Origin of the sequence: Stutzerimonas chloritidismutans, assembly GCF_020783375.1 — a bacterium.
Lineage (GTDB): Bacteria > Pseudomonadota > Gammaproteobacteria > Pseudomonadales > Pseudomonadaceae > Stutzerimonas > Stutzerimonas kunmingensis.
In genome coordinates, this window is the sequence record NZ_CP086067.1 from 1147348 (window position 1) to 1159227 (window position 11880).

The window sequence follows — 11880 nt, forward strand, 5'->3', positions numbered from 1 at the left end:
CTGAATTTCACCTTTTCGCCCAGCGCTCGGCGCGCCAACTCGCCTGCTCCGTTTGACTCAGGAAGGTCCAGGCGACGAAGCGGCTCTTCTTCTGCCCCTGAGCCATGTCCAGCGTGTGCATCTGGCGGGCACCAAGGCGTTTCAGCCGCGCCTCCAGCGGCGCCACGTTGGCGCCCTTCGATACCAGGGTACTGAACCAGTAGACCTGCCCGGCGAACGCGACGCTTTCCTCCGCCATGCGCGCGACAAAGGCCGCTTCGCCACCTTCGCACCAGAGTTCCGCGGCCTGACCGCCGAAATTGAGCGCGGGTAGTTTGCGGCTCGGATCGAGCTTGCCGAGGTTACGCCACTTGCGCTGGCTGCCACTGCTGGCTTCGGCCTGTGACGCATGGAAGGGCGGATTGCACAACGTCAGGTCGAAGCGATCCTCCGGCAACATCACCCCCTTGAAGATGTGCTTCGGCGCCGCCTGCTGTCTCAGCTCGATGGCCTTGGCGAGGCCATTGGCCGAGACGATGGTGCGTGCCGAGGCCAGGGCGGTGGTGTCGATATCGCTCCCGGTGAAGTGCCAGCCGTACTCCCGATGGCCGATCAGCGGGTAGATGCAGTTGGCCCCGGTGCCGATGTCCAGTGCGCGGATCGCGGCGCCGCGGGGTATCGCGCTGGCCTTGTGCTCTCCGAGCAGGTCGGCCAGGCCGTGCAGATAATCGGCGCGCCCGGGCACCGGCGGGCACAGGTAGCCCGGCGGGATATCCCAGTGCTGGATGCCGTAGAACTGCCGCAGCAAGGCGCGGTTGAATACCCGCACCGCATCCGGGTTGGCGAAGTCGATGCTTTGCTTGCCGTAGGGATTGAGGATGACGTACTCGGCCAGCTCCGGGCAGCCAGCAATCAGCGCCGGGAAGTCGTAGCGGCCGGTATGGCGGTTGCGTGGATGCAGTACGGCCTTGCCGGGTTCGGCACGGCCGGGCTGCGGAGTCGAGGATGGGGATCTGCGCGGCATCTGATCAGCGGGAGGTTGGCGGCTGGGGCGCGCATTGTCCCACAACCGCTGCCCGCGGATAGGTCTCGTTGCTAACGGCGGCGCGGCACCATCAGCATCCACAGCAGGCCCCAGAGCAGTGCCCCGGCGCCGAGCCAGAAGGCGCTGTGCAGGCTGCCGCCCATGCCCATCCAGATGCTGGTCAGCCAGGGGGCGGCGAGCTGGGTCAGGCCGTAGAGTGCGATCAGCGCCGCTGACAGCCGCGGCCCCTGGTGTGGATGCAGCGCCCGCGCCAGGCGCTGGGTCAACAGCACGGTGCCGAGAAAGGTGCCGCCGACCAATACCGCACAGAGCAGGATGCCGACCGCGCCGGGCAGCAGCAGCGCGGCCAGTACGCCGAGCAGTTGAGTGAGATAGCTCAGGCGCAAGGCGATGTCGTCACCCATGCGCACGCCGAGACGATTCCACAGCCAGGGCGCCGGCAGCGTCGCCAGCGCCACCACCAGCCAGCTGCCACCGATGAGGAAGTCACCGGGCTCCACCTGCAGACGCGCGACCATCGGCAGGAAAGTCATCGGCAGGATGTAGCCCATGCCGGCGCCGGCATAGGAAAGAAACAGCGGTGTGCTGGAGCGATCGAGCAGTTTGCCGCTGGGTGGCTCCTCCGCAGAATGGGCCTTTTCCTCGTCAGGCATGTCCAGCCGCGACAGCTGCCGCCAGCCCCACCAGGCCAGCGGTATCGAAAGCAACGCCGCCGGCCACCAACGCTCGGCTCCCAGCAGGTACCCGTCGCTCAGGCTCACCAGCAAACTGGAGAGAATCAGCCCGACGCAGACACCGAGATAGACCAGGCCACTGGAGGAAACGCGCTGCTGTCGCGCCAGCCATTCGAGGATCAGCGAAGGCGCCTGGACGAATACCAGACCGTTGCTGATGCCATTGGCCAGGCGCAATGCGGCGAGGGCGTCAGCGGATTCCGCCTGGGTCTGCAGCAGGGCGCTCAAGACGTGTAGCGCCAGTGCCCAGGGCAGCGTACGGCGGATCTGCGCGACGCGATGCCAGCGCACCGCGAGCAGGGCGCCGATCAGATAGCCCAGGTAGTTCCAGCTGGCGATGCTGGCGCCTTCCTGCACGGTCAGCAGGCCGTCCTCCACCAGCCAGGGCAGCAGAGGGGTATAGACGAAGCGGCCAAGGCCATGGACGACCAACAAGAGAACGGCACCGGCCAGCAGGACCGGAAACAGGGCGACACGCTGAGGCATGGAGTCTGTTCTTTTTAGAATGAGAGCTGGAGCTTAACGGCTGGCCCTTTCAGCCGCCATGCCACTTTTCGCTGGCTACCCGTCGGTGGGTGTCCCGAGGCAGCCGGCATTCATAGCGGAAACAGCAGCGGCACCAGCAGCACCGAGACGATCATGACCAGCGCGGTAAAAGGCACGCCAACTCGGACGAAGTCGGCGAAGCGGTATTGCCCAGGACCGAGCACCAGGGTGTTCACCGGCGAGGAAATCGGCGTCATGAACGCGGCGGAGGCGGCCAGCGCGACGATCATGGCGAACGGATAGGGCGAGGCGCCCAGCTGCTCGGCGGTGGACAGCGCAACGGGTGCCATCAGCACAGCCGTCGCCGTGTTGGAGATGAACAGCCCGATCACGGCGGTCAGCAGAAACAGGCAGGCGAACAAGGCATGCGGTCCGGCGTCGCCGAGCAGGCCGACCAGCCCCGATGTCGCCAGGGCGATGCCGCCGGTCTTCTGCAACGCCAGGGCGAACGGCAGCATGCCGACGATCAGCACCAGGCTTTGCCAGTGAATCGCCTTGTAGGCGCTGTCCATGTCGATGCAGCGGAACAGGCCCATGACCAGGCAGCCAATCAGCGCCGCCAGCACGTTGGGCACCAGGCCGCTGACCATCAATGTAACCATCACCGCCAGCCCGAGCAGCGCGAACGGTGCCTGGTTGGCCGCGGGCGCCACATCGTCCACCTCGGCCGGCAGGCTCAGCACGAGGAAGTCGCGGCTTATGCCCTGCAGACGGTGAATGTGCTTCCAGCTGCCGGCCACCAGCAGCGTATCGGCTGGCTTGAGCTTTTCATCCACCAGCAGCCCCTGCAGGGCTTGGCGATTGCGGCGCAGACCGACCACGTTGAGCTTGTGCCGGCTGCGAAAACCCAGTTGCTGGATGGTCTTGCCCGGTAGGCGCGATTCCGGTGGCAGCGCCACTTCCGCCAGCCCCAGCTCGCGACCGTGCACCGAATAGTAGGAGGTGCTGAGTTGCAGGGGTTCGAGGCCCAGCTCCTGATAGGCGCCGAGCAAGCCGATGGCCGGGCTGGCCAGATCGACCAGCAGCACATCGCCGACGAACAGTTCGGTATTGCCCGTCGCGATCAGCAGAAGGTTGCGAAAGCGGTCATGGCGTTCCACGGCGATCACGTTGATGCCGTACTGGGTTCGCAGCTTCAGCTCGTCCAGCGCCTGGTTGGCGAGAATCGATCCCGGCATCACCCGCAGTCGCCGCTCGCGTTCTTCCAGTCGATACTCTCGCGCCAGATCCGCCAGCGTATGGCGATGTTCTGTCGCTTCGCTGCGCTTGTCGCTGCCCAGCCAGCGGCGTGCCAGCAGCATGTAGCCGACGCCGAGCAACAGAATCGCCAGGCCGATGGGGGTGAAATCGAAGAAGGCGAAGCCGTCGAGCCCGGCGCGGCGCAGTTCGCTGTTGATCACCAGGTTCGGCGGCGTCGCCACCAGCGTCAGCATGCCGCTGATCAGGCCGGCGAACGCCAGCGGCATCATCAGCCGCCGTGGCGAGACCTTCATGCGATTGGCGATGCCGAGCACCACGGGAATGAAGATCGCCACCACGCCGGTCGAACTCATCACCGAGCCGAGCCCCGCGACGGCCAGCATCAGCAGAATCAGCAAGCGGGTCTCGCTGCTGCCGGCGGTACGCATCAGCCAGTCGCCCAGGCGATAGGCGATGCCGGTGCGCACCAGGCCGTCGCCGATGACGAACAGGGTGGCGATCAACACCACGCTAGGATCGCTGAAACCGGCCAGTGCCTCCTGCACGCTGAGCACACCAGTGAGCGGCAGCGCGACCATGGCCAGTACCGCCACCACGTCCATGCGTGGCTTGTTCAGCGCGAACAGGCAGATGCAGCCGGTGAGCAGGGCGAGAACCAGCAGCAGGTCGCCACTCATGGTCGATCAGGGATATTCGAGAATGGATTTGATACGCGGCAGGTTGCGCTCGATCCAGCCCTTGTCGATGGCACCCCAGTCGAGGATGGCGTAGTGGCCGGCATTGTGGCGTTCACCGTCGTCCTGCTCGAAGCTGCAGTCGATGTCCAGCTCCGCGAGCGCGGCAAGGGTGTCCTGGGCGGTACGCCGTGGCATGCCGGTCGCGGCCATCAGTGCAGGGACACTGCAGGCGGTGCCGCTGTCGATCAGCCAGGCGACGTAGAGTCGGCGATAGAAACTGGTTTTGGTCTTGCTGACGGTCATGGAAGGTCCCTGGCCAGGTCGTCTGTGGGGGCAGCGACCTGGCCAGGCTCGCTGCGGTTTAGCGCAGGGCGAGCATGCCGATGTAGGTCGCTGCGCCCGCAGTGTAACCGAGGAAGGCCAGCAAGCTGACGCGCTTGACGTACCAGGTGAAGCTGATCTTCTCCATGCCCATCGCCGCGACCCCCGCAGCCGAGCCGATGATCAGCGTGCTGCCGCCGGTACCGGCGCAGAAGGCGAGCATCTCCCAGAAGTTGCCATCGACGACGAACTGGGACATCCAGCTAATTTCCTCTGCCGCGGTCGCAGCCAGCATCTTCTCGCTGACCAGCGGGTACATCTTCATCGCACCGGCCACCAGCGGCACGTTGTCGACCACGGCCGAAAGCAGGCCGATGGCGTAGGTGATCGGGTAGATGTGGCCGAGCGATTCGCGCAGCGCGGTCGCGACCTGGGTCAGGTGGCCCGCGGTAGCGAGACTGGATACGGCCAGCAGAATGCCGAGGAAGAACAGCACGCTGGGGGTGTCCACCTTGCGCAGCACGCCGACTACCGAAAGCGGGTGCTTGTCTTCGGCATTCTTGTTGCGGTGGATGAACTCGGTGGTTACCCAGAGCACGCCGAGGCCGAAGAGGATGCCCATGTAAGGCGGCAGGTGGGTCACGGTCTTGAACACCGGGACGAAGAGCAGGGCAGCGAGGCCAAGACCGAGTACCAGGTTGCGCTCGAATACGGTGGTGGTCGGCGGGTGCTTCTCGGCCAGGTGAGCACGAGGACGCGGGCGTGGTGCCTCGCCGCGCAGACGGAAGCTGAGAATGATCAGCGGCACCAGCAGGCACACCAGGCTTGGCAGGAACAGGCCGGTGATCACGCCGGAAGCGCTGATCTGGTTGCCGATCCAGAGCATGGTGGTGGTCACGTCACCGATCGGAGACCAGGCACCACCGGCGTTGGCGGCGATTACCACGACGCCGACGAACAACCAGCGCTCGGGACGGCCACGGATGAGCTTGCGCAGCAGCGACACCATGACGATGGTGGTGGTCAGGTTGTCCAGTGCTGCGGAGAGGAAGAAGGTGAGGAAGCCGATGATCCACAGCAAGTGCACGCGCTTGCGGGTCTGGATGCGGTCGGTGATTACCTTGAAACCTTCGTGGGAGTCGATCAGCTCGACGATGGTCATCGCGCCGAGCAGGAAGAAGAGAATCTCCGAGACTTCTCCCAGGTGATGACGCAGCGATTCGACCACCACCGCCGAGGAGTCCCCGGGGTTGTGGCTGCCGGGTTGCAGCAGCGGAAGTATCTGGTCGGCGCCCAGCACCAGAATGGTCCAGGTCACAACCGCGGTCAGGATCGCGGCAGCGGCCTTGTCTATCTTCAGGGGATGTTCAAAGGCTATGCATAGATAGCCTATGACGAACACGACAGCCATGAGTGCATACATCGGAGGGACTCCATCTTGAGGAACCTTGCCGGGCATGCGGGTGTGTCGACGCAGCCTCAGCGGCTGGCAGGGGAACGATTCGCTAGCGAGGTGAAACAAATCGGGGCGGTGGACTGCCCTGGGAGACGGTTGCGCGTTCGGCGAAATACGTGGGGCATTGCGCTTCGCAGCAGGGGGCTCATTTCACATCGTCGAGCTGTTCGTCTTGGCTTTAACGGCCTGCCAGTTTGTAAAGGGGTGTTTCATGTGCGGCATAGTGTATCAGCGTTGCCGGTAATAACTTGTCATCAATCAAGATGACCTCCTTAAGCAAAAAGGCCAGCACCTTTCGGGCTGGCCTTTTGCGTTTACCGCGTCCTGATCAGAGCGTGGCGATGCGGTCGCGCTGCTCCTGCAGCCTGGCTTTGGCCTGTTCGGCCTCGGCCAGTTTGGCGCGTTCCTTGTCGATCACCTCGGCGGGTGCCTTGTCGACGAAACCGGCGTTCGACAGCTTTCCGCCGACGCGCTTGACCTCGCCGTCCAGCCGGGCGAGTTCCTTGTCCAGGCGAGCCAGTTCGGCATCCTTGTCGATCAGGCCAGCCATCGGCACAAGCACCTGCATGTCACCCACCAGCGCGATGGCCGACAGCGGTGCTTCTTCGCCGTCGTTGAGCAGGCGCACGCTTTCCAGCTTGGCCAGTTTCTTCAGCAGCGGCTCGTTGTCGGTCAGGCGGCGTTGATCGGTAGCCGAGGCGTTGCCCAGCACCACGTCGATGCGCTTGGCCATGGAGATGTTCATCTCGCCGCGGATCTGGCGGATGCCCAGCATGAAGGCCTTGAGCCACTCGATATCGCCTTCGGCGGCTTCGTCGATACGCTCCGGGTTGAACTCCGGCCACGGCTGCAGCATCAGCGTTGGACCGGACTTGCCGGCGAGCGGCGCGACGCGCTGCCAGATTTCCTCGGTAATGAACGGCATGAACGGATGCGCCAGGCGCAGCGCGGTTTCCAGAACGCGCACCAAGGTGCGGCGGGTACCGCGCTGGCGTTCGGCGCTTGCGGTCTCGTCCCACAGCAGCGGCTTGACCAGCTCCAGGTACCAGGCGCAGTACTCGTCCCAGATGAACTCGTACAGCGCTTGAGCGGCCAGGTCGAAGCGGAACGCCTCCAGCTGTCGATTCACTTCGCTTTCGGTACGCTGCAACGCGGAGATGATCCAGCGATCCACCGACGAGAGCTCGACGGGCTCGCCGTTGGCCCCCGTGTCCTTGCCCTCGGTGTTCTCGAAGACGAAGTTGGCGGCGTTCCAGATCTTGTTGCAGAAGTTGCGGTAACCCTCGACGCGGCCCATGTCGAACTTGATGTCGCGGCCGGTTGAGGCCAGCGAGCAGAAGGTGAAGCGCAGGGCGTCGGTGCCGTAGCTGGCGATGCCTTCGGGGAACTCGGCACGGGTCTGCTTGGCGATCTTCTCGGCCAGCTTGGGCTGCATCATGCCGCTGGTGCGCTTGGTCAGCAGTTCATCGAGGGTGATGCCATCGACGATGTCCAGCGGGTCGAGCACGTTGCCCTTGGACTTGGACATCTTCTGCCCCTGACCATCGCGTACCAGGCCGTGCACGTAGACGGTCTTGAACGGGATCTGCCCGGTCAGATGAGTGGACAGCATGATCATCCGGGCGACCCAGAAGAAGATGATGTCGAAGCCTGTGACCAGCACGTCGGTGGGGTGGAAGGTCTTCAGGAACTCGGTCTGCTGCGGCCAGCCGAGTGTGGAGAAGGTCCACAGGCCGGAGCTGAACCAGGTGTCCAGCACGTCCTCGTCCTGACGCAGTTCGACGTTGTTGCAGAGGTTGTACTTACTGCGTACCTCCACTTCATCGCGGCCAACGTAGACGTTGCCGGCTTCGTCGTACCACGCAGGAATTCGATGGCCCCACCAGAGCTGACGGCTGATGCACCAGTCCTGGATGTCGCGCATCCAGCTGAAGTACATGTTCTCGTACTGCTTGGGCACGAACTGGATTTCGCCGCTTTCGACGGCGGCGATGGCCTTCTCGGCCAGCGGTTTGGTGGAAACGTACCACTGGTCGGTCAGCCACGGCTCGATGATGGTGCCGGAGCGATCACCGCGGGGGACTTTCAGCGCGTGGTCGTCGATCTTTTCCAGCAGGCTCATGGCGTCGAACTCGGCGACGATGGCCTTGCGCGCATCGAAGCGGTCCATGTGCGCGTAGCCGTCCGGCAGGTTGGCATCGATCTTGTCGTTCGGCGTCCCGTCGATGTTGAACACCTGGGCCTTGGCGAGCACCGCGGCGTTGCGGTCGAAGATATTGATCAGCGGCAGGTGATGACGCTTGCCGACCTCGTAGTCGTTGAAGTCGTGCGCCGGGGTGATCTTCACGCAGCCGGTGCCGAACTCGAGGTCGACGTAGTCGTCGGCGACGATCGGGATCAGGCGGTTGACCAGCGGCAGCATGACGTGACGGCCGATCAGGCTCTTGTAGCGCTCGTCCTCCGGGTGCACGGCGATGGCGGCGTCACCGAGCATGGTTTCCGGACGGGTAGTGGCGACCACCAGGTAATCCAGGCCATCTGCAGTCTTGCAGCCGTCGGCCAGCGGATAACGCAGGTGCCAGAGATGACCTTTCTCGTCATGGTTCTCGACTTCGAGGTCTGAGATCGCGGTGTGCAGCTTGGTGTCCCAGTTGACCAGGCGCTTGCCGCGATAGATCAGGCCGTCCTCGTGCAGGCGGACGAAGGCTTCCTTGACCGCCTCGGAGAGGCCGTCGTCCATGGTGAAGCGCTCGCGCGACCAGTCCACCGAGGAGCCCAGGCGACGGATCTGCCGGGTGATGGTGCCGCCGGATTCTTCCTTCCACTGCCAGACCTTGTCGAGAAACTTTTCGCGTCCAAGGTCATGACGCGAAACGCCCTGCGCGCCGAGCTGGCGCTCGACCACCATCTGCGTGGCGATACCAGCATGGTCTGTACCTGGCTGCCACAGGGTGTTGCGGCCCTGCATGCGGCGCCAGCGGATCAAAGCATCCATGATGGCGTTGTTGAAGCCGTGACCCATGTGCAGGCTGCCGGTGACGTTCGGCGGCGGGATCATGATGGTGTAGGGCTCGCCGGAACCTTGCGGGGCGAAATAGTTGTTCGATTCCCAGGTCTGGTACCAGGAAGTCTCGATGGCGTGCGGCTGGTAGGTCTTGTCCATGCGGCGGGACCCTTAAAACGGCTGGTCGGAAAAACGGGCAAGTATAAAGGCAAACGGCCGCGAGATTTCGCGGCCGTGCTTATTAACTGCGCATTGTCGCGGATGACTCAGGAGCGAGGCGGGGGCGTGCGTACCAGGCGCTCGATTCGGCTCTCGAGGCGACGCTTGAGTTCCGCCTCGATCTGCGGCACGAAGTCGTCGATCACTTCCTGCAGGATCAGATTGGCCGCGGTGCGCAACTCGTGGTCGATGTGCCGTTCGGCCAGGGAGCGAAACGCGCTACGCACGCTGGTTTCCCGCGGCTCGTCGTCGCTGGCGCTCGCGGCCGGAACGGCAGGCGCTGGCTCGACGATATCGGACAGCAGCGGAATGCTGTCCGGGTCCAGCGCTGCGCCGGCCGGAGCCTCGTCTGGAAAATCTTCACCGAGCAGGGCGCGAATGGACTCGAGATCGCTCAGCAGTTCGGCGGGTTTGTTCGGGGCTTTCGGTGTCATCTCAGAAGTTTCCGGGGCTTGAGCATCCCGGCGGCTGCCAGGGGTTTTCCCTTGCTGTCGAATGGTTGGTCTTAAAGCTCGACCCGTTTCGGATCATAGCCCTGGCGTCGATACAGGCGGAAATTCTCCCGGCAGGCGGTCAGCAGTTGCGGTTCCTGGTTGACGATCTCGATGACCCGGCTGAACTGGTCGATGTGCGACGAAAGCGTTGATCCCAGGTTGATCAAGAGGCCCTGCGTGAATTGAGGTGCCTGGTCGACACCGATCACTACCGGGGCCTTCGGGTCGTCGACGTGCTGCTCGTGGGGAATGAAGCGCTCGGCGCGAAAGCCCCAGAGTAGCTCGTCGACCTCGCTCGACTGCGTTTCATCGACGCAGCGAATGAATACCTGCATGCCGTGTTGCCAGCCCTTGGCCGCCAACTGACAGGCCGCCCGCAGGCGGCCGGTCGGGTTGGCGTCGGGCAGGACGTAGAATTCGATCCGCGTCATGGGCGTGCTCCGCTCTGGCCGGGCAGCGCAAGGCGGCTCCGGCCCGAGGGATCAGGCGCGACGGCCAGGTGCATCTCAGTTGACCCGGTCCAGCAGGTACTGGGTCAACAGCGGCACGGGCCGGCCGGTGGCGCCTTTTTCCTTGCCGCCGCTGGTCCAGGCGGTGCCGGCGATATCCAGGTGCGCCCAGGCGAACTTCTTGGTGAAGCGCGAGAGGAAGCAGGCAGCCGTGATGGTGCCTGCTTTGGGGCCGCCGATGTTGGCGATATCGGCGAATGGACTGTCCAGCTGTTCCTGGTATTCGTCGAACAGCGGCAGCTGCCAGGCGCGGTCGGCAGCGTTCTCGCCAGCCTGCAGCAGTTGCTGCACCAGGGCGTCGTTGTTGCCCAGCAGACCGGAAGTGTTGCTGCCCAGGGCGACGATGCAGGCGCCGGTCAGCGTGGCCACGTCGATCACCGCGCGCGGTTCGAAGCGTTCGGCGTAGGTCAGCGCATCGCACAGCACCAAACGGCCCTCGGCATCGGTGTTGAGGATTTCCACGGTCTGACCGCTCATGGTGGTGACGATGTCGCCCGGGCGGGTGGCGCCGCCGCTGGGCATGTTCTCGGCACAGGCCAGCAGGCAGACCAGGTTGATCGGCAGCTGCAGCTCCAGCACGGCCTTGAGTGTGCCGAGTACGCTGGCGGCTCCGCCCATGTCGTACTTCATCTCGTCCATGCCCTGGCCCGGCTTGAGGCTGATGCCACCGGTATCGAAGGTGATGCCTTTGCCCACCAGGGCATACGGCTGCTCGCCCTTCTTGCCGCCGTTGTACTGCATGACGATGATGCAGCCGGGCTGGTCGCTGCCCTGGGAAACCGCGAGGAAGGCGCCGGCGCCGAGATCACGCAGCTTCTTCTCGTCGAGCACGTCGACCTTCAGGCCCTTGTAGGCCTTGCTCATCTGCTTTGCCTGTTCGGCGATGTAGGTCGGGTGGCAGACGTTCGGTGGCAGGTTGCCGAGGTCGCGGGTGAAGGCCATGCCACTGGCGATCGCCGAGGCTTCGCGGGTCGCGCGTTCCACGTCGGGCTGCTCGCTCTTGTCACACAGGAGGATGATCTTCTGCAGAGCGCGCGGGTCGGCTTTCTTGCTCTTGAAGCGATCGAACACGTACTGGCCGTCGGCAAGGATTTCCACCAGCAGGCGAGTGCGGCCGTAATTGTCGCGACCTTTGATCTGAACATCCTGCATGGCGAAGGCCGCATCGGCACCGCCGAGACCCTTGATTGCGGCAAGTGCGGCATTGGCGATCTTGCGCCACTGGCGGTTGTCCAGTTCGTCGACCTTGCCGATCCCGACCAGCAGTACGCGCTCAGCCTTGAGGCCGGGCAGGCCATGCAAGAGCAGGGTCTGACCCGCTTTGCCCTGGATGTCGCCACGCTTGAGCGCAGTGCTGAGCGCGCCGCCGCTGGCGCTGTCTACGCTCTGCGCGACGCTGCCGAGAAGGCAGTCATCGCCGAGCGGCAGAACCAGGGTGGCGGTCTTCTGGGTGGAGGCTTTGGCGCTTTTGACAACAAATTCCATGACGTGGTGTCCCCAAGACAAAGAGTCGGGTTTGCATGATAATGCCGGGCTTATTTTTCCGGTGGTTCGCCTGTTCGGTCGTTGCTAACGACTGCGCTAGGCTAGAAACGTTGCAATCGTCGATGCTTCGGCGATTGTTTCGGCGCTGCGGTCCGCGTCCGCTCGGTGCGTCATTACCCAATTTCCAACGGCCCGCTCCGGCGGGCCGGCA

Annotated in this window: 9 protein-coding genes; all 9 read right to left on the minus strand. The window is 64.1% G+C overall.

Annotation, left to right across the window (positions count from 1 at the left end):
* Positions 1-7 precede the first annotated feature (7 nt).
* The gene (gene rlmF / locus LLJ08_RS05250) at positions 8-1003 is read right to left on the minus strand and encodes a 23S rRNA (adenine(1618)-N(6))-methyltransferase RlmF (protein ID WP_221104546.1); all 996 of its coding nucleotides are present in this window, start codon (positions 1001-1003) and stop codon (positions 8-10) included.
* Between the two features lie 71 nt (positions 1004-1074).
* Complete coding sequence (locus tag LLJ08_RS05255; protein ID WP_228208387.1) at positions 1075-2244, minus strand: YbfB/YjiJ family MFS transporter; 1170 nt, start codon at positions 2242-2244, stop codon at positions 1075-1077.
* A gap of 110 nt (positions 2245-2354) precedes the next feature.
* The gene (locus tag LLJ08_RS05260) at positions 2355-4181 is read right to left on the minus strand and encodes an SLC13 family permease (RefSeq protein WP_228208388.1); all 1827 of its coding nucleotides are present in this window, start codon (positions 4179-4181) and stop codon (positions 2355-2357) included.
* Between the two features lie 6 nt (positions 4182-4187).
* A complete protein-coding gene (locus LLJ08_RS05265; protein ID WP_191121952.1) occupies positions 4188-4484 on the minus strand; it encodes a winged helix-turn-helix domain-containing protein in 297 nt (98 codons plus the stop codon).
* A 58-nt stretch (positions 4485-4542) separates the two neighbouring features.
* Positions 4543-5925 carry a sodium:proton antiporter NhaD gene (nhaD, locus tag LLJ08_RS05270; RefSeq protein ID WP_023444161.1) on the minus strand — a complete coding sequence of 461 codons (1383 nt, stop codon included), beginning with the start codon at positions 5923-5925 and terminating at the stop codon, positions 4543-4545.
* A gap of 361 nt (positions 5926-6286) precedes the next feature.
* Positions 6287-9121 carry a valine--tRNA ligase gene (locus LLJ08_RS05275; RefSeq protein ID WP_228208389.1) on the minus strand — a complete coding sequence of 945 codons (2835 nt, stop codon included), beginning with the start codon at positions 9119-9121 and terminating at the stop codon, positions 6287-6289.
* A gap of 107 nt (positions 9122-9228) precedes the next feature.
* Positions 9229-9615 carry a hypothetical protein gene (locus LLJ08_RS05280; protein WP_014819447.1) on the minus strand — a complete coding sequence of 129 codons (387 nt, stop codon included), beginning with the start codon at positions 9613-9615 and terminating at the stop codon, positions 9229-9231.
* Between the two features lie 71 nt (positions 9616-9686).
* Positions 9687-10106, minus strand: coding sequence for a DNA polymerase III subunit chi (locus LLJ08_RS05285; protein ID WP_014819448.1), 420 nt, complete (start codon positions 10104-10106; stop codon positions 9687-9689).
* A gap of 75 nt (positions 10107-10181) precedes the next feature.
* Positions 10182-11669 carry a leucyl aminopeptidase gene (locus tag LLJ08_RS05290; protein WP_014819449.1) on the minus strand — a complete coding sequence of 496 codons (1488 nt, stop codon included), beginning with the start codon at positions 11667-11669 and terminating at the stop codon, positions 10182-10184.
* Positions 11670-11880: the final 211 nt, after the last annotated feature.

Excerpts from the sequence above, each read along its gene's own strand:
- LLJ08_RS05275 (WP_228208389.1), bottom strand. The coding sequence starts at position 9,121 with ATGGACAAGACCTACCAGCCGCACGCCATCGAGACTTCCTGGTACCAG.
- LLJ08_RS05290 (WP_014819449.1), bottom strand. The coding sequence starts at position 11,669 with ATGGAATTTGTTGTCAAAAGCGCCAAAGCCTCCACCCAGAAGACCGCC.
- nhaD (WP_023444161.1), bottom strand. The coding sequence starts at position 5,925 with ATGTATGCACTCATGGCTGTCGTGTTCGTCATAGGCTATCTATGCATA.
- LLJ08_RS05280 (WP_014819447.1), bottom strand. The coding sequence starts at position 9,615 with ATGACACCGAAAGCCCCGAACAAACCCGCCGAACTGCTGAGCGATCTC.
- LLJ08_RS05255 (WP_228208387.1), bottom strand. The coding sequence starts at position 2,244 with ATGCCTCAGCGTGTCGCCCTGTTTCCGGTCCTGCTGGCCGGTGCCGTT.
- LLJ08_RS05265 (WP_191121952.1), bottom strand. The coding sequence starts at position 4,484 with ATGACCGTCAGCAAGACCAAAACCAGTTTCTATCGCCGACTCTACGTC.
- LLJ08_RS05285 (WP_014819448.1), bottom strand. The coding sequence starts at position 10,106 with ATGACGCGGATCGAATTCTACGTCCTGCCCGACGCCAACCCGACCGGC.
- LLJ08_RS05260 (WP_228208388.1), bottom strand. The coding sequence starts at position 4,181 with ATGAGTGGCGACCTGCTGCTGGTTCTCGCCCTGCTCACCGGCTGCATC.
- rlmF (WP_221104546.1), bottom strand. The coding sequence starts at position 1,003 with ATGCCGCGCAGATCCCCATCCTCGACTCCGCAGCCCGGCCGTGCCGAA.